Here is a 20,658-nt window from a genome sequence, read left to right as displayed (position 1 = left end):
TAGTGCGTCTATTTTACATATTGGCCCTTTGGGCTCTGATCATTGCCCCAAGCAATGCAGCCCAAATCGCCCTGATCATCGATGATATTGGCTATCGCCACACCGACGAAGCCGTGCTGTCACTCCCAAGCGCAGTCACCTTGTCGGTACTGCCACACACGCCGCTCAGCAATAAATTAGCCAAAGCCGCGCATGCTAAAGGCCACGAGATTATGCTGCACTTACCCATGCAGGCACTCAATGGCAAAGCCTTAGGTGTTGGTGGTTTAACGAATAATATGAGCGAAGCACAGATACGTAGCAGTGTACTTGCCTCCATCGCCAGTGTGCCCTTTGCTAAAGGCGCCAACAATCATATGGGAAGCCTGCTAACGCAGCTCGATGATCCTATGTTGTGGGTGATGGAAACGCTAAAGCAGAAGCAGCTCTACTTTCTCGATAGTATGACAACCAAGTTCACTAAGGCGGGAGATAAGGCAGATTCGCTCGGCGTGCCACAGCTACGACGCCAGCTCTTTCTCGATAATGACGTCAGTGCCGCAGCATTGGAAAAACAGTTTAATTTGATGATAAGTCAGGCTCACTCGCAAGGCAGTCTGGTAGCTATCGCCCATCCTTACCCAGAAACCATTCACTTCTTAAAAACAAACTTAGTGCGCCTAAAGGCGGAAGGGATTGAGCTAGTGCCGACGTCAAGCTTGTTGCCCATCGAACTAGCCCATGAGAAAGGCACTAATCCAACTGTAAGACAGAAATAGTCATGTCTGGCAGCAGTGCCAACAGCTCATTTCGATTGCTGACAATATCCTGCAGGCTGTATTGATCGAGTACGTTTAAATACGCCTCAACGGCTTGGGCTAACACACCCTTCAACTGGCAGGCGGGAGTGAAACGGCAATAGGGTTTGCTGCAATCAATCGGTGCCAGAGAGTTCTCTAACGCACGGATCAGCTGCCCTAGATTAATCTCGCTCGCCGGTTTCCCTAAACGAAATCCGCCCATTTTACCGCGTATGGTTTCCAGATAACCTAATTTGCCTAAATGATGCACAATCTTCGAGACATGATTTGGCGACAAATCAAATACCTCGGTAATCTCGGCAATCCTAAAAAGGGTTGTTCTATCGGGCTGAACCGCCAGATACATCAGCGTGCGAACACCAAAGTCGGTATAGCGTGTTAACTGCATAATTCACCTGTCAGCAATAAACTATTGAGATGTTTGAGTTTCAAGGTTTGTGATCAACCAGAGCGCCTCTTCATTAGAATGTCCACAGACATCTAAAGAGGCGTCAAAATCACTACAAACCGCGGGACGATCAGGCGAGCCGAAAATCAAACATAAATTATCATCACTGAGCTGCACACAGCGTTCCCCAGCCGCCTTACCATTTGGCATACCTGGGATCCCACTGCTAATAGAAGGTGCAATACAACAAGCACCGCAGCCTAAACGACAATTCATTTTATTACTCGTAAAAGTTGGTAGACATTATAACGTTTAATTGATGTGAAGGCAGAAGCACAGTTCAATACTGCCAAGTGGCGCACAACCGCATTCCCACAAATGAAAAACTAGCCAGTCTCACCATAAAAATGAGCAGTTTATCATAAACAAATCGCTAAGCTCTTTTAATCAAAAACCAATCAGATAACAACTCGCCAAAAGTAAGCCGTTATCCGTGATATCCCAGTCAACGAATTCGTTCTAAGCGGAAATAGACAAATCGGCATAACGAAAAAAGCCTCTGCATTGCTGCAGAGGCTTATCTCTTAATGTTGGCGGAGCGGACGGGACTCGAACCCGCGACCCCCGGCGTGACAGGCCGGTATTCTAACCAACTGAACTACCGCTCCTTTAACTTAACGTTTGCACATTAAGCTAAATTAGGCGCTTGGCGATGACCTACTCTCACATGGGGAGACCCCACACTACCATCGGCGCGATTGCGTTTCACTTCTGAGTTCGGGATGGGATCAGGTGGGACCACAATGCTATTGTCACCAAGCAAATTTGCTATTTACTTACCCGTCTTATCTCATGCAGGCAGTAAATTAATTCGGAAAGCTGGATTGAGTGCACTTCTTAAGTGTTTGTATTCAAGCTAAGTGCTACTTAGCAAAACCCATCTGGGTTGTATGGTTAAGCCTCTCGAGTCATTAGTATCAGTTAGCTCAACGCCTCACAACGCTTACACACCTGACCTATCAACGTCCTAGTCTCGAACGGCTCTTTAGTGGACTTAAAGTCCAAGGGATGACTCATCTTGGGGCTCGCTTCCCGCTTAGATGCTTTCAGCGGTTATCGATTCCGAACATAGCTACCGGGCAATGCCATTGGCATGACAACCCGAACACCAGCGGTTCGTTCACTCCGGTCCTCTCGTACTAGGAGCAACTCCCCTCAATCATCCAACGCCCACGGCAGATAGGGACCGAACTGTCTCACGACGTTCTGAACCCAGCTCGCGTACCACTTTAAATGGCGAACAGCCATACCCTTGGGACCGACTTCAGCCCCAGGATGTGATGAGCCGACATCGAGGTGCCAAACACCGCCGTCGATATGAACTCTTGGGCGGTATCAGCCTGTTATCCCCGGAGTACCTTTTATCCGTTGAGCGATGGCCCTTCCATTCAGAACCACCGGATCACTATGACCTACTTTCGTACCTGCTCGACGTGTCTGTCTCGCAGTTAAGCTGGCTTATGCCATTGCACTAACCGTACGATGTCCGACCGTACTTAGCCAACCTTCGTGCTCCTCCGTTACTCTTTGGGAGGAGACCGCCCCAGTCAAACTACCCACCAGGCACTGTCCTTAACCCCGATTAGGGGCCCAAGTTAGAACATCAACACTACAAGGGTGGTATTTCAAGGACGACTCCACGTGAACTAGCGTTCCCGCTTCAAAGTCTCCCACCTATCCTACACATGTAGGGTCAATGTTCAGTGCCAAGCTATAGTAAAGGTTCACGGGGTCTTTCCGTCTAGCCGCGGGTATACGGCATCTTCACCGCAATTTCAACTTCACTGAGTCTCGGCTGGAGACAGCGTGGCCATCATTACGCCATTCGTGCAGGTCGGAACTTACCCGACAAGGAATTTCGCTACCTTAGGACCGTTATAGTTACGGCCGCCGTTTACCGGGGCTTCGATCATGAGCTTCTCTTGCGATAACCCAATCAATTAACCTTCCGGCACCGGGCAGGCGTCACACCGTATACGTCATCTTGCGATTTTGCACAGTGCTGTGTTTTTGATAAACAGTTGCAGCCACCTGGTATCTGCGACTGCCGTCAGCTTAGGGAGCAAGTCCCATCACCAACAGCAGCGTACCTTCTCCCGAAGTTACGGTACCATTTTGCCTAGTTCCTTCAGCCGAGTTCTCTCAAGCGCCTTGGTATTCTCTACCCGACCACCTGTGTCGGTTTGGGGTACGATTCCCGCTAACCTGAAGCTTAGAAGATTTTCCTGGAAGCATGGCATCAACTACTTCATCCCCTTGGGGACTCGTCATCAGCTCTCAGTGTTAAGAACGCCCGGATTTGCCTAAGCATTCCACCTACCACCTTAAACGCGGACTACCAACGCCGCGCTAGCCTAGCCTTCTCCGTCTCTCCATCGCAGTTAGCGGAAGTACAGAAATATTAATCTGTTTCCCATCGACTACGCCTTTCGGCCTCGCCTTAGGGGTCGACTCACCCTGCCCCGATTAACGTTGGACAGGAACCCTTGGTCTTTCGGCGAGGGGGTTTTTCACCCCCTTTATCGTTACTCATGTCAGCATTCGCACTTCTGATACCTCCAGCGTGGGTTACCCCTTCACCTTCAACGGCTTACAGAACGCTCCTCTACCGCGCAACCCTAATGGATTGCACCCGTAGCTTCGGTGGTATGTTTAGCCCCGTTACATCTTCCGCGCAGGCCGACTCGACTAGTGAGCTATTACGCTTTCTTTAAATGATGGCTGCTTCTAAGCCAACATCCTAGCTGTCTAAGCCTTCCCACATCGTTTCCCACTTAACATACACTTTGGGACCTTAGCTGACGGTCTGGGTTGTTTCCCTTTTGACGACGGACGTTAGCACCCGCCGTCTGTCTCCCGGATAGCACTCTTTGGTATTCGGAGTTTGCAAAGGGTTGGTAAGTCGGGATGACCCCCTAGCCTTAACAGTGCTCTACCCCCAAAGGTGTTCGTCCGAGGCGCTACCTAAATAGCTTTCGAGGAGAACCAGATATCTCCCGGTTTGATTGGCCTTTCACCCCCAGCCACAAGTCATCCGCTAATTTTTCAACATTAGTCGGTTCGGTCCTCCAGTTGATGTTACTCAACCTTCAACCTGCCCATGGCTAGATCACCGGGTTTCGGGTCTACGCCTTGCAACTAAACGCGCAGTTAACACTCGGTTTCCCTACGGCTCCGCTATTCGCTTAACCTCGCTACAAAACGTAAGTCGCTGACCCATTATACAAAAGGTACGCAGTCACGGTCTCAAGTACCGCTCCCACTGCTTGTACGTATACGGTTTCAGGTTCTATTTCACTCCCCTCACAGGGGTTCTTTTCGCCTTTCCCTCACGGTACTGGTTCACTATCGGTCAGTCAGGAGTATTTAGCCTTGGAGGATGGTCCCCCCATATTCAAACAGGATATCACGTGTCCCGCCTTACTCGTTTTCATCAAAGGTTAGTTTTCGTGTACGGGGCTATCACCCTGTGCCGCTGGACTTTCCAGACCATTCCACTAACACCCCTCTGACTTAAGGGCTAATCCCCGTTCGCTCGCCGCTACTAGGGGAATCTCGGTTGATTTCTTTTCCTAAGGGTACTTAGATGTTTCAGTTCCCCTCGTTTGCCTCACTACACTATGTATTCATGTAGTGATAACAGCTTATGCTGCTGGGTTCCCCCATTCGGACATCGTTAGCTCAAATGCTTGTTACTAGCTCGCCAACGCTTTTCGCAAGTTACTACGTCCTTCATCGCCTCTGACTGCCAAGGCATCCACCGTATACGCTTAGTCGCTTAACCATACAACCCAAATGAGTTTCACTTGAATTGTTGCGACCAGCTGGTTTTACTTGTCTCATCTTCGACCAAGAAGATGGACTCGCCTTAGACTTGAATATTCAAGACACTTAAAAAGTGTTTTAAGAACTCAATTTTTTTCGTATTAACACAACGACAGACATCATTGTATTAATTACTATCAGCTTTCCAAATTGTTAAAGAACAATGCTTACCGGCATGCGGTGCATTTCGCTCTCCCTCCTCTTTCGAGAAGTTCAACAAGCCATCTGTGTGAACACTCAACAAACATCGAGTTAGTCGTATAGGTAAGGAGGTGATCCAGCCCCAGGTTCCCCTAGGGCTACCTTGTTACGACTTCACCCCAGTCATGAACCACAAAGTGGTGAGCGCCCTCCCGAAGGTTAAGCTACCCACTTCTTTTGCAGCCCACTCCCATGGTGTGACGGGCGGTGTGTACAAGGCCCGGGAACGTATTCACCGTGGCATTCTGATCCACGATTACTAGCGATTCCGACTTCATGGAGTCGAGTTGCAGACTCCAATCCGGACTACGACGAGCTTTGTGAGATTAGCTCCACCTCGCGGCTTTGCAACCCTCTGTACTCGCCATTGTAGCACGTGTGTAGCCCTACTCGTAAGGGCCATGATGACTTGACGTCGTCCCCACCTTCCTCCGGTTTATCACCGGCAGTCTCCCTAGAGTTCCCGCCATTACGCGCTGGCAAATAAGGATAGGGGTTGCGCTCGTTGCGGGACTTAACCCAACATTTCACAACACGAGCTGACGACAGCCATGCAGCACCTGTCTCAGAGTTCCCGAAGGCACTAAGCTATCTCTAGCGAATTCTCTGGATGTCAAGAGTAGGTAAGGTTCTTCGCGTTGCATCGAATTAAACCACATGCTCCACCGCTTGTGCGGGCCCCCGTCAATTCATTTGAGTTTTAACCTTGCGGCCGTACTCCCCAGGCGGTCTACTTAATGCGTTAGCTTGAGAGCCCAGTGTTCAAGACACCAAACTCCGAGTAGACATCGTTTACGGCGTGGACTACCAGGGTATCTAATCCTGTTTGCTCCCCACGCTTTCGTGCCTGAGCGTCAGTCTTTGTCCAGGGGGCCGCCTTCGCCACCGGTATTCCTCCAGATCTCTACGCATTTCACCGCTACACCTGGAATTCTACCCCCCTCTACAAGACTCTAGTTTGCCAGTTCGAAATGCAATTCCCAGGTTGAGCCCGGGGCTTTCACATCTCGCTTAACAAACCGCCTGCGCACGCTTTACGCCCAGTAATTCCGATTAACGCTTGGACCCTCCGTATTACCGCGGCTGCTGGCACGGAGTTAGCCGGTCCTTCTTCTGTAGGTAACGTCACAGCTGCAAGGTATTAACTTACAACCTTTCCTCCCTACTGAAAGTGCTTTACAACCCGAAGGCCTTCTTCACACACGCGGCATGGCTGCATCAGGGTTTCCCCCATTGTGCAATATTCCCCACTGCTGCCTCCCGTAGGAGTCTGGGCCGTGTCTCAGTCCCAGTGTGGCTGATCATCCTCTCAGAACAGCTAGGGATCGTCGCCTTGGTGAGCCATTACCTCACCAACTAGCTAATCCCACCTAGGTTCATCCAATCGCGAGAGGCCCGAAAGTCCCCCTCTTTCCCCCGTAGGGCGTATGCGGTATTAGCAGTCGTTTCCAACTGTTATCCCCCTCGACTGGGCAGATCCCTAGGCATTACTCACCCGTCCGCCGCTCGCCACCTCAGGAGTAAACTCCCTTGTGCTGCCGCTCGACTTGCATGTGTTAGGCCTGCCGCCAGCGTTCAATCTGAGCCATGATCAAACTCTTCAATTAAAAGTTTTGTGAATCCGAAGATTCGACTCAATGAATTCTGAATCGACTTAACTTAATAAGTCGTTGTACATATTGCTATGAACACTCATTCATTGATTTAATTCTTTGATTACTCGCCAAACGGCAGAGTAATTTCGATTAACTCAACACCTGTGAGTGTCCACACAGATTTCTTGTTTAGATTGTTAAAGAGCATTTGACCATTCACTTCGCGTTACCGCTCAGCGGGTCAGGGATGCGTATTCTACGCATTTCCCTTGTCGCGTCAAGGCGTTTTTGCAAACTTCTTGAGGCTTTCGAATCAACTGCAAATTTTGCATTCGACTCGCACTGTCACCGCGGTTGCTTTCGCTGTCTGCCGTGTCAGTGGATGCGCATTATAGGCAGCAGAACTTTTTGTGCAACCCCTAAATTGAAGATAATTAGCTTTTTTACGCTGTTCGTTGGATATTTGACCTGACCAGTCAGTTTTTAGCCTTTATAATGCGAAAAACCACTCAATTAGGGACTTTTTTATGTCAGGGCCACTTAGAACTTACCAAGGGATTCATCCACAACTCGGCGATAATGTGTATGTAGACCCAGCTTCGGTACTCGTTGGCGATATCGCTTTAGATACAGACGCCAGTATTTGGCCTATGGTGGCGGCGCGTGGTGACGTAAACCATATTCGTATTGGTAAGCGCTCCAATGTACAGGATGGCAGCATATTGCACGTGACCCGTAAATCCGCTTCTCGTCCAGAAGGTCATCCACTGCTCATTGGTAATGATGTGACGATTGGGCATAAGGCGATGTTGCATGGCTGCAAGGTTGGCAATCGTGTTTTAGTCGGGATGGGCGCGATTATCCTCGACGGTGCCATATTAGAAGATGATGTGATTTTAGGTGCAGGTTCGTTAGTACCGCCGGGTAAGGTGTTGCAGAGCGGCTACTTATATGTCGGCAGCCCTGCAAAACAGGCGCGACCTTTAACCGAAGCGGAATTGAAGTTTTTACCTGAATCCGCGGATAACTATGTGCGCTTGAAAAATGAATACTTGGCAGAACCTCAGCCAGAGTAGTGTTTCTATTAAATTGGGATGGCAGTGTTTAGGCTGCCATCTTGTTTATTTTGCTCTTAGCCTAAGTGCACTGCGCCAAACTCATCAAACTCTTCTGCTTCAATTAAGGCTTCAGCCATTTCTTCCGCATCGAATCGCACCGCATCAAATAGCGCTAACATGGCGGCCGCTTCATCGCTATTAGGCTGGGGCGAAAAGTCATTTAACTGCGCCAGCTTCTGCGCGCTGATATAACACTTAATATTCATTCCCTGCTGCTGGGCAATAAAGCAAATGTGCTTTTGGGTTTCATCCCAATGTTGCAGATCGGGGAATAAAATACTCTGATTCATCTTATCTTCCTCTTGAGCCTCTATTGCGCGTCGGCCTGTAGTTTGTCCCTGAGCAATTTAAGCACTCCTGAGGTATCTGGCTCGACGCCACGCCAGAGCGCAAAACTCTTTGCCGCCTGACCGACAAGCATACCCAGTCCATCAATCACTTGCGCTGCGCCCTGTTGCACAGCCCATTGATTAAATGCCGTTGGTTTTGCGCCATACATCATATCGTAGCAAGCCGTTTTGTTGCCGATGATGGACAATGGTAGTGGCGGTAACTCTCCCGCTAGACTCGCTGAGGTCGAGTTAATCACTAAATCGTACTCCCCCGACAACTCAGGCATCGACATCGCCTGGAGTTTATCGCAGTAGCGCCCTTCTTGTACTTGGCTAAAAATATCCACTAAGGCCTGCGCCTTACTTTGAGTGCGGTTAGTGATGACTAGTTGACCCACTTCAGCCTTAAGCAATGGCAAGATACAGCCGCGCGCCGCGCCACCAGCCCCCACCAAGAGCACCCGCTTATGCTGCAAACTGCCGAGATGGCGAATAAGATCGGCCACCAGCCCCAAACCATCGGTGTTATCACCATAAATAGTGCCATCGGCCAACAAGCTTAGGGTATTGACCGCCCCCGCCAGCGTCGCTTCGGCACTTAGGCTGTCGCAGAGAGCAAAGGCTTGCTCTTTAAAGGGAACTGTCACATTCGCGCCCTTTCCTCCCGCCTGAAAAAATGCTCGTAAACTCGCTTCAAAACCATCGATGGGCGCCAGAATCGCTTCATAACTCAAAGGCTGCTGCGTAAGGGACGCAAACTGTCCATGGATAAAGGGCGATTTACTGTGACCGATCGGATTGCCAAATACGGCATATCGATCAAGCGCTGGCGTAGTTACTGAAGGCATATCTGTCATCTGCGGGATTCTATTGGCTGTGATTGGCTTGCAGTCTAGCGTGCTTTTAGGCGGTAGCACAGCCTAATGGCGAGCCTAAGTTGTTGCACCTGACTTTAGCCTTCTGTTTCACCGTGGCATTCAGGCTATAATGCGCGCATCGATATTGTAGACAGCAATGCAGTTAGACCTATGAACTGGCTTAAAAAGATATTTAGTAAACACACAAGCGTACCGGATGACAGGGATCCGAATCAGTCAAATGCCTATGATTTAATTGGTGGTGACAAAGTGATCCGCGCGATTGCCCATAGTTTCTATCAGAAAATGGCAAGCTCAACAGAAACACAAGCTTTATTCGCGATTCACCGTGCACCGATTGCGGAGTCGGAACAAAAGCTCTATGAATTTTTAAGTGGTTGGCTCGGCGGCCCGCAGTTATATCAGCAAAAGTATGGTCATCCCGCATTGCGCGCTCGGCATATGCCCTTTGCTGTTGATGAGACAATGCGGGATCAATGGCTATTTTGCATGAAGTTTGCCATTGAAAAACATATAAAAAAGCCAGAACATCGCGCCGCTATCTATGAGGCGATTTCAACTCTGGCTGATCATATGCGTAATCAGTAAAGTACTGATTACGCGACTCATATTAATACTCAGTCGCGTGCTTATACCCAATCTCGAGGTTTGAGGTAGTTATCGTAAAGCTCTGCCTCTGGGCTACCCGCCTCTGGCGTATAAGCATATTGCCAGCGTACCAATGGCGGCATTGACATCAAAATGGACTCAGTGCGACCACCAGTTTGCAGGCCGAACAAGGTACCTCTGTCGTATACCAGATTGAACTCAACATAACGGCCGCGACGATATAACTGGAACTCACGCTCACGCTCGCCATATGGCGTCTCTTTACGGCGCTCAACAATCGGCGCATAAGCGGTTAAGAAGCCATTCCCCACCGCTTGCATAAAATCGAAACTCTTATCAAAGCCTGCTTGGTTCAAGTCATCGAAAAACAATCCGCCTACGCCGCGGGTTTCGTTACGATGTGGCAGGAAGAAATACTCATCACACCACTTCTTATATTTAGGATATACATCATCGCCAAAGGGCAGACACAGATTTTTAGCGGTTTGATGCCACTCACGCACGTCTTCTTCGAAAGGATAGTAAGGCGTTAAGTCAAAACCACCACCAAACCACCAAACGGGATCCGCGCCGTCTTTATGGGCAATAAAGAAACGCACGTTAGCATGGGTAGTTGGAATATAAGGGTTTTTAGGGTGAATCACTAAAGAAACGCCCATGGCCTCAAAACTACGACCCGCCAATTCTGGGCGATGAGCCGTTGCTGATGCAGGCATGGCCGCACCTGTTACATGGGAAAAGTTCACCCCAGCTTGCTCGAATACCGCACCTTGGGTTAAGACACGACTGGTACCGCCACCGCCTTCGGTGCGTGTCCATGAATCGGCCGCAAAGCTTGCTTGCCCATCCAACTGCTCAAGACCCGCACAAATTCGATTCTGTAAATCGAGTAAAAATGCTTTTACCACTGTCGCATCTGGCACGCTCATCTGCTTTTATCCTTTGCGTTATAAATCAGTTATTGTCCGTTACGTAATATCTTACCGCTGCGGGCATCAATAATGGTGGAGGGTTGACGCTGTTCGCCTAATGACCCTAACACTAAGGCATCAATCTTACCCTCAAAGGCATTAAGAATTTCATCACCGCTGAGCGCAGGATCTTCGCCGGCTAAATTGGCGCTAGTCGAGACCAGTGGTTTACCTAAAGCTTGGCATAAGGCTCGCACCCCTTCATGGGCGGAGACACGCACGGCGATAGAATCAAACTCACCACATAAATAGCGCGAAACATGCGGCTTAATCGGCATTACAAAGGTAAAGGGGCCTGGCCATTTAGAAAAAGCAAACTCGAGTTGCTCGACGCTCAACTGTGACTCATCGACATAATCCACTAATTGGGAAAACTCGCTCGCCACTAAGATAAGCCCCTTCTGCCAAGGACGTTGCTTTACCGCGAGTAATTTTTGGATGGCGGTGTCGTTGTCGGGATCGCAGCCCAAACCATAAACGGCTTCAGTGGGATAAGCGATAACGCCGCCGTTAAGCACTATGTCTTTAATTTCAGATGGGTGCAGCTGTAACATCTTAATATCACCTTATGAATTGAATCGATTTCTACAAACACGTTTTGGCTTTTTTAGCGCTTGGCCACCCCATCCGTGGTCGATGGGGGATTATACCCAAGGGTGTTTATACGACCAAATCTTTAGAGCCAGATCACACTAAAGCGCGCGTTTGTATTTACAGCTTTTTTGCGGACATTCTAAACGCATCCCCGCGGCCCCTTTACGCTCGACTAAAATACCAAAGCCACAACTCGGGCAAGTTTCAGCAACGGGGGGATAATTCACGATGAATTTGCATTTGGGATACGCACTGCAGGCATAAAAACTCTTACCAAAACGGCTGGTACGATGCTCAAGCTTGCCAGTTTTGCATTCGGGACATGCCACCTCAGGTTTATCGCTCTCCTGATCTGGCCTTTCTATGTGGGTACAACTGGGGTATTGAGTGCAACCGATAAAGATACCAAAACGCCCCGATTTGACCGCCAGCTCATGACCACACTCGGGACACTTGGAACCCTCAATCACTTGGGTTTCAATCGATTCATGCTGCACTAAGGGACGGGTATATTGGCAGGTGGGATAGTTGTTACAACCAATAAAACTCCCATGTTTGCTATGTTTTACCGACAACTCGCTGCCACACTCAGGGCATAGCTCAAATTCTTTTTCCAGTGCGTGCTCATGGGCACTAAATAGTTGTTCATCGATCTTAGACATAATCATTACCACCAGTCATTGCGTCTAATCCGCAGATAACTCACCACACAGGTATTAACAAGCTTATGGCATCAAAAAAGGAGGACTAGCCTCCTTTCTCATTATTCATCACATCGCAACGCTTAAGAATGTAGCCGACCTTCTTCAGGCTGCTCAAAAATTAAATCTTCCATTTGCTCATAGGCGGACTCATGGCCGGGCGCATTAAAGAGCACCATCAGAATCACCCACTTAAGATCTTCGAGGATCAAGGCAGGCTCATCGAGTTCCATAACTCTGTCGATTACCATCTCACGGGTTTCGACATTCAGCACTTTCACTTGCTCTAAAAATAGCAGGAATCCACGGCATTCCACGTCCAGCTTTTCCATTTCTTCTTTGGTGTAAATCCGAAATGAATGCTGATCATGATTGCACAGGTAAGGCTTATCCCCTTCCTGCAACTCAGCCAGACGCTCCAACCAAGTTAAGGCTTTCAAAATCTCTGACTGGTGAAAACCAGCACGAGTGAGTTCCTTGGTTAACTCGTCTTCATCCACTAACAGTTCAACTTCACTGTGAACATAGTTTTCAAATAGATACATGAGGATATCAAACATGGCTAGCTCCTCTTTACTCTGACGTAACCACCGGGTACTGCAACAACCCAACCTTGCAACTCAAGTTCAAGCATTTGTTCTAACACCAGATCTATCGTTTTCCCACTATGTTCGACTACAGCATCAATTGTTGTAGTTTCATAACCTACACTAGCTAACAGCGATGAAAATGGCAAATCACAAATCTCACCTTGCTGTATATGGTGGCGAGTGTTGACTTCTTCAAGGTGAAACGCCGTCAAACTTACCAGCTCTTCCACTATATCGGCCGCACTCTCCACAAGTTTTGCCCCATCCCGTAATAAATCATGGCAGCCTTGATGAAAGCCGCCGAGAATCGAGCCCGGAACCGCAAAGACCTCACGCCCCTGCTCCATGGCCAACCTAGCGGTGATGAGTGAACCACTCTTACGGCAAGCTTCAACCACCAGCGTACCTAAAGAAAGACCGCTAATAATGCGGTTTCGTTTCGGGAAATTACCCGCAAAAGGCCCGATATCCGGCCAAAACTCGCTTATTATACAGCCTTGGTGCTGAATATCCTCATAAAGCTGCTTATGTCGACGCGGATAAATAATATCAATCCCGGTTCCGAGCACCGCAAGCGTTCTGCCTCCGTGGTCAACACAGGCTTTATGGGCCGCACCATCTATCCCCATCGCCATGCCACTACAGATACTAAATCCTAGCGCGGACATCTCTCGAGCTAACTGATAAGCAACCTGTAATCCACCGGGAGACGCATTACGGCTCCCCACTATAGCAAGCGATGGGAACAACAGCGCCTCAACATATCCTTTGATAAATAAGACGCTTGGAGGATCGGGTAACTGTTTGAGTAATGGAGGATAAAGGGGATCGGTAAAACAAACGAGGTGGTGTAGTTCAGACCGTTGTTGCCATTCGAGGGCTGCATCGACCCTTTGATAATCAATAATTAAGCTATGGAGTAGATTGCCAGACAAAGGGAGCGAGTGTCTCTCATGCTCCAATCTTTGCCTGAGGTCGTCCACATCCATGTGCGTTAATAATTGTTGTGTCCGAGCGGGTCCTAGCCCAGATACCGCATTAACAATTAACCAATCGACCAAATGTTCAGGGATTATTCACCTCTAAAGGCTAAGGAGTCTGGCGCAATTAATTTATCGTCGACACGTACAGAACGTTCAGTCGAGACAATCAATCCTAAGCTCGCTTTATCAAACACTTTAAAGACTAAGAGCTTGCCATGGTAAATATCGGGCATCTTGATGGCGCGATCTGACGACAGTGACGCCACCACATTGTCATAGGCTGTGCGCTCGGCTGCAGGTACGGGTTGACCATCGTTATTAATCACAATCTCTTCGCCATCGCGGTAAATGGAGAACACTTCACCTGGCTCAACACCATCCTGTGTGCCTTTATCTAGGTACACCACATTGAGCTTACCCGCCTCGCGCATGGTGGATTCAATCGCTAGTACGGTCGCCGGCGTCTTAAGCTCGGCAGGTTTTGGCGTAAAATAGGCCGACATTAAGGCTTCGTCTTCCATAGGCAACGCCCTAAAACCCGCCTTGGTTTCACGGTAGTTGCTGAGGATTTTGACCTTAGACACTTTGCCAGATTCAATCACTTGGCCAGTAGACGCCAGAATCGCTTCTTGTCCTAAGGCTTCACCCGTTTGTTTATTGAAGAAGTCACGACCGCGTTCATACATACCCAGCTTTTGGTTTAAGGGTAGTTCGCTATCGATATAAATCACATCGCCAACCACATGGTGACGTGAAGGGCTCTCACCCGCGAGCACCATAGGTTGCTGTGCAAACCAGTCGGCATCGACCACACGGTTTTGCACCAGATAGTTTTGGATTAACGCTAAATCAACCGCAGGCACCGCATTGCTCTTAGCAATCACGCGTCCCTCAGGGGTTTTGCGAATATGGGGTTTTCCCTCGTTAGCGCCATTACGCACTAATCGGGGTTGACCATCGATAAAGACTAAAGTGAGCTGATCGCCAGGGTAAATTAAATGAGGGTTAGCAATCTGGGGGTTAACATCCCATAAACGTGGCCACTTCCAAGGGTCATTTAAAAAGGTGGCCGAGATATCCCAAAGGGTATCGCCCTTCTTTACCACATATGACTCGGGATGCCCTGCTTTCAGCGTGAGTGTATCAGCGGAAACCAACGTGCAATTAAATGTCATTAACGCAAGTAAAATTAGCCGTTTCATGGTGCGGTCCATGTTGTTTAGCTCTTAAATCGAGCTTTTACTGTTATTGATAGGCACTAAAGATTAAAATTAGCCCATTAGCCTCAGTCAGTATAACCAACTGATTGAGATTTGACAGACTTGTTAAGAGTTTAAGTATGGCACTATTAAAAGTTTTACGCTTTCCCGATGAAAAATTGCGAACTCAAGCGACCCCGGTCACAGAGTTTACTGCTGAGTTGCAAACGCAAATCGATGATATGTTCGAGACCATGTACCAAGAAAAAGGGATTGGTCTGGCAGCAACCCAGGTCGACTATCATAAACAACTGATCGTGATGGATTTACAAGACGAGGTCGATCGTCCTAAAGTCTTTATCAATCCCGAAATTATTGCCAGTAGCGGTGATTTCTGTAACGAAGAGGGTTGTCTGTCGGTTCCCGGTATCTATGCCAAGGTCGACCGCGCCGAGTTTGTTACCGTCAAGGCACTGGATAGACATGGTAATGAATTCACCGTTGAAGCCGATGAGCTTTTTGCTATTTGTATTCAGCATGAAATGGATCACCTGAAAGGTAAGTTATTTGTCGATTACCTGTCGCCATTGAAGCGCCAACGGATCAAACAGAAACTTGAAAAAGCGGCCAGACAGGACGCCAAATAAGCATTAGGATCAGATTTGAAACCATTGAACATCATCTTCGCCGGAACACCGGATTTCGCCGCTCGCCATTTACAGGCGCTGATTAACTCAGATCACAATGTGATTGCCGTCTACACTCAGCCGGATAGACCCGCAGGGCGCGGTAAAAAACTCACCGCCAGCCCAGTTAAAGAGCTCGCAGTCAGCCACGATATTCCGGTTTATCAGCCAGGTTCACTGCGTAAAGAACCCGCCCAGCAAGAACTTGCCGCCCTCAACGCCGATATTATGGTGGTAGTCGCCTACGGCTTGATTCTGCCAAAAGTGGTGCTCGACACGCCGCGTTTAGGCTGTATCAATGTTCACGGTTCTATTCTGCCACGCTGGCGCGGTGCAGCGCCGATTCAACGCGCGTTGTGGGCCGGCGATAAAGAAACTGGCGTGACTATAATGCAAATGGATGTTGGCCTAGATACCGGCGACATGCTGCTGAAAACCTATTTACCGATTGAAGATGATGATACTTCCGCCACCCTTTACGAGAAGTTAGCTCTGCAGGGGCCAGACGCGCTACTGCAAGCACTCGAAGGCTTAGCCAACGGTACCCTAACGGCTGAAAAACAAGATGAAGCCTTAGCGAACTACGCCGAAAAACTCAGTAAAGAGGAAGCGAGGCTCGATTGGAGCAAATCTGCGACTCAGTTATGGCAAGAAGTCCGCGCCTTCAATCCTTGGCCTGTGAGCTATTTTGAGCACCAAGGCAATACCATCAAGGTGTGGCAGACCCAAGTCAGTACCACCAGCAGCAATGCCGCCCCCGGCACTATTATCAGCGCCAGTAAAAAAGGCATTGAAGTCGCCACCGGCGATGGTGTGTTAACTCTGCTCAGCATGCAATTACCCGGTAAGAAACCACTCAGCGTAGCCGATATACTCAACGCCCGCGGCGACTGGTTTACCCCAAATACTCGTCTTAATCACGAGGCGCAATAATGATGAACTTGCGTGCACTGGCGGCCAAAGCCATCTTCGAAGTCTTAGAGAAAGGCGTGTCACTTTCAGTTGCCCTGCCGGAACAGCAAAAACATCTAGCCAGTGGTAAAGATAAAGCCCTGCTCGCAGAGCTCTGCTACGGCGTGATGCGCACCTTGCCGCAGATCGAAAAACGCGTGGCAGAGTGTTTGGCTAAACCACTGAAAGGTAAGCAAAGGATCATCCACCAGCTATTAATTGTTGGCTGTTATCAACTTTACTTCACCCGCATTCCAAGCCATGCCGCCATCTCCGAAACCGCCGAGGCTTGTCGTCAGTTAAAATTTGAGGGCATGGTAAAGGTCGTCAATGGCGTGCTGCGTAATATTCAGCGCCAATTAACGCCGCTAAGCACTGAGTCAGAGACCTTAAGCTACAACACGCCTGGCTGGTTAATTAAGCGCTTAAAAGCCGCCTATCCCGATAATTGGCAAGAGATAATCCAGCAAAGCCATGAACGCCCCCCCATGTGGCTACGTAACAATCGCCTCTCCCAAAGCCGCGATGCATATCTTGCCGCCCTGAGTGAGCTAGAGATAGAAGCCAGTGCTGGCCTCAGTGAGGATGCCATACTGCTGACCCATCCTAAGGATGTAGCGACATTGCCGCGCTTCCACGAAGGAGCAGCATCGGTGCAAGATGGCGCCGCCCAATGGGCCGCGACCTTACTGGCTCCGCAAGCCAACGAACTGGTCCTCGATGCCTGCGCGGCACCGGGCGGCAAGAGCTGCCATTTACTCGAACTTGAACCTAGCATCCAACTGGTCGCCGTCGATTTCGATGCTAAACGTCTCGAGCGCGTGCAACAGAACCTTGACCGTTTGTCATTAAAAGCGGAAGTTATTCATGGCGATGCAGCCAACATCGACTCATGGTGGCAGGGTGAACAGTTTGATCGTATCTTACTGGACGCGCCTTGCTCGGCGACCGGCGTTATCCGCCGTCATCCCGATATCAAATGGTTACGTAAAAACCATGACATCGAAGAACTGGCTGAGCTGCAAAGACAAATTCTCGATCACTGCTGGAAGTGGCTCAAACCCGGTGGCACACTCCTGTATGCAACTTGCTCTATTTTGCCGCAGGAAAATCGAGACCAAATTAGTGCATTTTTAGCCAGAACCGCAGATGCTAAGCTAGACACACTTGCCCAGCAGGCTTCAAGCCAAGATATAGGTTGGCAAATCACGCCGGGACAACACAACATGGATGGGTTTTATTACGCCCGTTTATTGAAAGCGACCCATTAGGAAGTAAGCAAGGCCATGAAAATTATCATATTAGGTGCGGGTCAAGTCGGAGGAACCTTGGCCGAAAATTTGGTGGGTGAAAACAACGATATCACCATAGTCGATAGCGACAAATCCAGATTACGCGCCCTGCAGGATAAATATGACCTTCGCGTCGTGGCGGGCCACGGTGCCCACCCCGATGTTCTAAAAGAGGCTGGCGCCGAAGATGCCGACATGCTGATTGCTGTGACCAACAGCGATGAATGCAACATGGTCGCCTGCCAGATGGCCTACAGCCTATTTGGTACACCGACTAAAATCGCCCGTATTCGCTCCGAACCTTATCTGGCGATGCGCGATAAATTATTTATCGACAGTGAAACCAAAAATAGTGAGGGGCGCCCTCGCGGTGGTTTTGTGATCGATGAACTTATCGCACCTGAGCAGTTAGTGACCGCTTACATTCAACGTTTGGTTGAATATCCAGGGGCACTGCAAGTGCTCGAATTTGCCGAAGGCCGCTTAAGTTTAGTTGCGGTTCGCGCCTATTACGGCGGCCCTTTGGTCGGTAATGCCTTGGCCGCGCTTCGCGAGCATATGCCAAATATTGATACCCGGGTGGCGGCGATTTTCCGCCAAGGTCGCCCTATCATGCCCCGCGGTACGACTATTATCGAAGCCGATGACGAAGTGTTTTTCGTGGCTGACAGTCGCCATATCCGCGCGGTGATGAGTGAAATGCAAAAGCTGGATAACTCCTACCGCAATATCATGATTGCTGGCGGTGGTAACATCGGCTTAGGCCTGGCTAAACGCCTCGAACGCACCCACTCAGTCAAGCTGATTGAACATAAGTTTGAACGCGCCGAAACGCTCTCTGAGCAGCTTGAAAACACGACAGTATTTTGTGGAGACGCCTCAGATCAAGAGTTGCTGCTCGAAGAACATATCGACCAAACTGACGTGTTTATTGCCGTCACCAACGACGATGAAGCCAACATCATGTCCGCCCTGCTCGCTAAACGCATGGGGGCGAAAAAGGTGATGGTGCTGATCCAGCGCGAAGCCTATGTAGATATTGTGCAGGAAGCGAATATCGATATTGCGATTTCACCCCAGCAGGCGACGATTTCAGCCTTACTAACCCACATCCGCCAAGGCGATATCTGTAACGTGTATTCCTTACGCCGCGGCGCCGCCGAAGCGATTGAAGCCATTGCCCATGGCGACTCCAGCACTTCTAAGGTCGTTGGCAAGGCGATTGGCGATATCAAGCTGCCGCCGGGAACCACCATTGGCGCCATAGTGCGTAACGAAGAAGTGCTAATGGCCCACGACAAGACAGTGATAGAACAAGGGGATCACGTGATTCTGTTCCTCGTGAACAAAAAGTTTGTCGGCGAAGTCGAGAAACTGTTCCAACCTAGCGCCTTCTTCTTCTAAGTCATCATCTTATGCTGAACTTTAGACCGCTATTGTTTATTTTGGGGCTGTTTCTGTCGATGTTAACAGCCTTTATGTTAGCGCCCCTACTCCTTGCCGTGTTCAACGGTGAGGAAACCGTGGGCGCTTTCATGCTGTCGGCTTTAGTCACAGGGATTTGCGCCAGCCTCTGTTTACATAACGGCCAGAGCAAAACCATTAACCTCAATATTCGCGATATGTTTCTGCTCACCAGCCTCACTTGGCTAATCGTGAGCCTATTTGCCGCCATGCCTTTTACCTTGTACCACGGCATTGGCTATACAGACGCCTTCTTCGAGACCATGTCCGGCATTACCACTACAGGTTCAACCGTGCTCTCGGGCTTAGATACTATGGACCACAGTATCTTAATCTGGCGCTCGTTGTTGCAATGGCTCGGCGGTATTGGCTTTATCGTGATGGCGGTAGCGATTCTGCCCTTCTTAAACGTCGGTGGTATGCGGCTGTTCCGCACCGAGTCATCGGATTGGAGCGATAAGGCGGTGCCCCGCACCCAAAACATGGCTAAGCATCTATTTTTTATCTATATCTTGCTGACCGTGATGTGCTGCGTTGCCTACCATCTTGCAGGCATGACTTGGTTTCAAGCCATTAACCATGCGATGACCACACTGTCGACGGGGGGCTATTCGACCTCAGATAACTCGATGGCGGCGTTTTCGAATTCAGCCCATTGGGTTGGCGTTGTGTTTATGGCGGCGGGAGGCTTACCCCTACTGATGTTTGTGCAGATGATCCAACAGCGAGACTTTACCGTCTGGAACGATGCTCAAGTCAAAGGCTTCTTGTTTTTCCTCACTTTTGTGTCTTGTTTTATTGGCTTCTGGCTCTGGCAAACGCGGGATATCGCCCTTATCGACGCGCTGCGCCTCTCCAGCTTTAACGTGGTTTCAGTGGTCACCACCACAGGTTATGGTTTAACCGACTACGGCGCCTGGGGCGCGTTTGCGAATATCGCGTTTTTATTCTTAATGTTTGTCGGTAGCTGCTCGGGCTCCACCTCTGGCGGGATTAAAATCTTCCGCTTCCAAATTGCCGGCGCCATTATGCGCGAGCAGTTAAAGCAGCAATGCCATCCCAATGGCATCTTCCGGGAGCGCTATAACAACCGTCTGATTAGTGAAGATATTGTGCGCTCACTGATCACCTTTGTGCTGCTGTTTATGTTTGTGATTGTTGGGCTTTCGGTGATTCTGGTGCTGACTGGGCTAGACCCTATGACCAGCTTTACCGGCGCAATAACCGCAGTCACCAACGTTGGCCCTGGGCTTGGCCCCATCATTGGTCCAGCGGGTAACTTCTCGACGCTGCCCGATTTGGCTAAATGGGCGCTTTCTTTGGGTATGTTGCTCGGCCGCTTAGAGATTCTAACCGTGGCAGTACTGTTCCATCCCAGTTTTTGGAAATACTAGTCGTATAGTCAAAAACTAAAAATGCGC

General features: G+C 49.4%; 18 protein-coding genes, 1 tRNA gene and 3 rRNA genes. 8 read left to right on the top strand and 14 right to left on the bottom strand.

From position 1 onward, the window contains the following. Positions 1-2: 2 nt before the first annotated feature. Positions 3-758: a divergent polysaccharide deacetylase family protein gene (locus CF168_RS00265; protein ID WP_089066611.1), complete on the top strand. Its 756-nt coding sequence runs from the start codon at positions 3-5 to the stop codon at positions 756-758. On the opposite strand, the gene CF168_RS00260 is transcribed toward CF168_RS00265, so the two are convergent. The 6 genes from CF168_RS00260 to CF168_RS00235 form a co-directional block, all read right to left on the bottom strand. Then, positions 733-1,188 carry an Rrf2 family transcriptional regulator gene (locus CF168_RS00260; RefSeq protein WP_011620877.1) on the bottom strand — a complete coding sequence of 152 codons (456 nt, stop codon included), beginning with the start codon at positions 1,186-1,188 and terminating at the stop codon, positions 733-735. The two genes, CF168_RS00265 and CF168_RS00260, sit on opposite strands and share 26 nt — an antisense overlap. A 21-nt stretch (positions 1,189-1,209) precedes the next feature. Next, entirely contained in the window at positions 1,210-1,464 is a 255-nt protein-coding gene (locus CF168_RS00255) for a YkgJ family cysteine cluster protein (RefSeq protein ID WP_011715336.1), read from the bottom strand. Positions 1,465-1,779: 315 nt separating this feature from the next. Then, positions 1,780-1,856: transfer RNA gene (locus CF168_RS00250), tRNA-Asp, on the bottom strand. Positions 1,857-1,892: 36 nt separating this feature from the next. After that, positions 1,893-2,008 (bottom strand): 5S ribosomal RNA (rrf, locus tag CF168_RS00245). A 130-nt stretch (positions 2,009-2,138) separates the two neighbouring features. Further along, positions 2,139-5,032 (bottom strand): 23S ribosomal RNA (locus CF168_RS00240). 306 nt (positions 5,033-5,338) lie between these two features. Then, positions 5,339-6,881 (bottom strand): 16S ribosomal RNA (locus CF168_RS00235). Together the 16S, 23S and 5S rRNA genes with 1 tRNA gene alongside form the textbook arrangement of a ribosomal RNA operon. 515 nt (positions 6,882-7,396) lie before the next feature. On the opposite strand from CF168_RS00235, the gene CF168_RS00230 reads away from it, so the two are divergent. Then, complete coding sequence (locus tag CF168_RS00230) at positions 7,397-7,945, top strand: gamma carbonic anhydrase family protein (protein WP_089066610.1); 549 nt, start codon at positions 7,397-7,399, stop codon at positions 7,943-7,945. A gap of 56 nt (positions 7,946-8,001) precedes the next feature. On the opposite strand, the gene CF168_RS00225 is transcribed toward CF168_RS00230, so the two are convergent. After that, positions 8,002-8,277 (bottom strand): DUF1488 domain-containing protein, encoded by a 276-nt coding sequence (locus CF168_RS00225; RefSeq protein ID WP_011620874.1) that lies wholly within the window; start codon positions 8,275-8,277, stop codon positions 8,002-8,004. A 20-nt stretch (positions 8,278-8,297) separates the two neighbouring features. After that, entirely contained in the window at positions 8,298-9,176 is an 879-nt protein-coding gene (gene aroE, locus CF168_RS00220; protein ID WP_086904513.1) for a shikimate dehydrogenase, read from the bottom strand. A 171-nt stretch (positions 9,177-9,347) separates the two neighbouring features. Here aroE and CF168_RS00215 point away from each other — a divergent pair, with 171 nt between their 5' ends. Beyond that, positions 9,348-9,785 (top strand): group II truncated hemoglobin, encoded by a 438-nt coding sequence (locus CF168_RS00215; RefSeq protein ID WP_089066609.1) that lies wholly within the window; start codon positions 9,348-9,350, stop codon positions 9,783-9,785. Between the two features lie 41 nt (positions 9,786-9,826). Here CF168_RS00215 and hemF read toward each other — a convergent pair whose 3' ends face one another. From hemF to CF168_RS00185, 6 genes are all read right to left on the bottom strand, one after another. Beyond that, positions 9,827-10,735 (bottom strand): oxygen-dependent coproporphyrinogen oxidase, encoded by a 909-nt coding sequence (gene hemF / locus CF168_RS00210; RefSeq protein ID WP_089066608.1) that lies wholly within the window; start codon positions 10,733-10,735, stop codon positions 9,827-9,829. A 29-nt stretch (positions 10,736-10,764) separates the two neighbouring features. Beyond that, complete coding sequence (locus tag CF168_RS00205; RefSeq protein ID WP_089066607.1) at positions 10,765-11,331, bottom strand: L-threonylcarbamoyladenylate synthase; 567 nt, start codon at positions 11,329-11,331, stop codon at positions 10,765-10,767. 138 nt (positions 11,332-11,469) lie between these two features. Continuing rightward, positions 11,470-12,033, bottom strand: coding sequence for a DNA topoisomerase family protein (locus CF168_RS00200; RefSeq protein ID WP_011620869.1), 564 nt, complete (start codon positions 12,031-12,033; stop codon positions 11,470-11,472). A 122-nt stretch (positions 12,034-12,155) separates the two neighbouring features. Then, complete coding sequence (locus CF168_RS00195; RefSeq protein WP_011620868.1) at positions 12,156-12,632, bottom strand: DUF494 family protein; 477 nt, start codon at positions 12,630-12,632, stop codon at positions 12,156-12,158. 2 nt (positions 12,633-12,634) lie between these two features. After that, positions 12,635-13,651 (bottom strand): DNA-processing protein DprA, encoded by a 1,017-nt coding sequence (gene dprA / locus CF168_RS00190; protein WP_167373520.1) that lies wholly within the window; start codon positions 13,649-13,651, stop codon positions 12,635-12,637. 83 nt (positions 13,652-13,734) lie between these two features. After that, positions 13,735-14,859, bottom strand: coding sequence for a LysM peptidoglycan-binding domain-containing protein (locus CF168_RS00185; RefSeq protein WP_089066605.1), 1,125 nt, complete (start codon positions 14,857-14,859; stop codon positions 13,735-13,737). A gap of 125 nt (positions 14,860-14,984) precedes the next feature. On the opposite strand from CF168_RS00185, the gene def reads away from it, so the two are divergent. From def to CF168_RS00160, 5 genes are read left to right on the top strand one after another with little or no spacing between them, the layout of a single operon-like run. Further along, positions 14,985-15,491: a peptide deformylase gene (def, locus tag CF168_RS00180; protein WP_089066604.1), complete on the top strand. Its 507-nt coding sequence runs from the start codon at positions 14,985-14,987 to the stop codon at positions 15,489-15,491. Between the two features lie 15 nt (positions 15,492-15,506). Then, a complete protein-coding gene (gene fmt, locus CF168_RS00175; protein ID WP_089066603.1) occupies positions 15,507-16,463 on the top strand; it encodes a methionyl-tRNA formyltransferase in 957 nt (318 codons plus the stop codon). 2 nt (positions 16,464-16,465) lie between these two features. Continuing rightward, positions 16,466-17,752, top strand: a complete 1,287-nt coding sequence (rsmB, locus tag CF168_RS00170) for a 16S rRNA (cytosine(967)-C(5))-methyltransferase RsmB (RefSeq protein ID WP_089068874.1) — start codon at positions 16,466-16,468, stop codon at positions 17,750-17,752. 15 nt (positions 17,753-17,767) lie between these two features. Then, a complete protein-coding gene (gene trkA / locus CF168_RS00165) occupies positions 17,768-19,177 on the top strand; it encodes a Trk system potassium transporter TrkA (RefSeq protein WP_011620862.1) in 1,410 nt (469 codons plus the stop codon). Between the two features lie 11 nt (positions 19,178-19,188). Continuing rightward, positions 19,189-20,631: a TrkH family potassium uptake protein gene (locus tag CF168_RS00160; protein WP_086904520.1), complete on the top strand. Its 1,443-nt coding sequence runs from the start codon at positions 19,189-19,191 to the stop codon at positions 20,629-20,631. The last annotated feature ends 27 nt before the right edge of the window (positions 20,632-20,658 follow it).

The sequence above is a fragment of the Shewanella bicestrii genome, from assembly GCF_002216875.1.
Classification (GTDB): Bacteria; Pseudomonadota; Gammaproteobacteria; order Enterobacterales; family Shewanellaceae; genus Shewanella; species Shewanella seohaensis.
Note: the sequence above shows the minus strand (reverse complement) of the source record. Positions and strands in the feature narration are given on the sequence as shown.

Coding starts and splice junctions, on each gene's coding strand:
- hemF (WP_089066608.1), bottom strand. CDS start 10,735: ATGAGCGTGCCAGATGCGACAGTGGTAAAAGCATTTTTACTCGATTTA.
- CF168_RS00160 (WP_086904520.1), top strand. CDS start 19,189: ATGCTGAACTTTAGACCGCTATTGTTTATTTTGGGGCTGTTTCTGTCG.
- CF168_RS00230 (WP_089066610.1), top strand. CDS start 7,397: ATGTCAGGGCCACTTAGAACTTACCAAGGGATTCATCCACAACTCGGC.
- CF168_RS00195 (WP_011620868.1), bottom strand. CDS start 12,632: ATGTTTGATATCCTCATGTATCTATTTGAAAACTATGTTCACAGTGAA.
- trkA (WP_011620862.1), top strand. CDS start 17,768: ATGAAAATTATCATATTAGGTGCGGGTCAAGTCGGAGGAACCTTGGCC.
- def (WP_089066604.1), top strand. CDS start 14,985: ATGGCACTATTAAAAGTTTTACGCTTTCCCGATGAAAAATTGCGAACT.
- CF168_RS00255 (WP_011715336.1), bottom strand. CDS start 1,464: ATGAATTGTCGTTTAGGCTGCGGTGCTTGTTGTATTGCACCTTCTATT.
- CF168_RS00200 (WP_011620869.1), bottom strand. CDS start 12,033: ATGTCTAAGATCGATGAACAACTATTTAGTGCCCATGAGCACGCACTG.
- CF168_RS00205 (WP_089066607.1), bottom strand. CDS start 11,331: ATGTTACAGCTGCACCCATCTGAAATTAAAGACATAGTGCTTAACGGC.
- CF168_RS00215 (WP_089066609.1), top strand. CDS start 9,348: ATGAACTGGCTTAAAAAGATATTTAGTAAACACACAAGCGTACCGGAT.
- CF168_RS00185 (WP_089066605.1), bottom strand. CDS start 14,859: ATGGACCGCACCATGAAACGGCTAATTTTACTTGCGTTAATGACATTT.
- CF168_RS00225 (WP_011620874.1), bottom strand. CDS start 8,277: ATGAATCAGAGTATTTTATTCCCCGATCTGCAACATTGGGATGAAACC.
- rsmB (WP_089068874.1), top strand. CDS start 16,466: ATGAACTTGCGTGCACTGGCGGCCAAAGCCATCTTCGAAGTCTTAGAG.
- CF168_RS00260 (WP_011620877.1), bottom strand. CDS start 1,188: ATGCAGTTAACACGCTATACCGACTTTGGTGTTCGCACGCTGATGTAT.
- aroE (WP_086904513.1), bottom strand. CDS start 9,176: ATGACAGATATGCCTTCAGTAACTACGCCAGCGCTTGATCGATATGCC.
- dprA (WP_167373520.1), bottom strand. CDS start 13,651: ATGGATGTGGACGACCTCAGGCAAAGATTGGAGCATGAGAGACACTCG.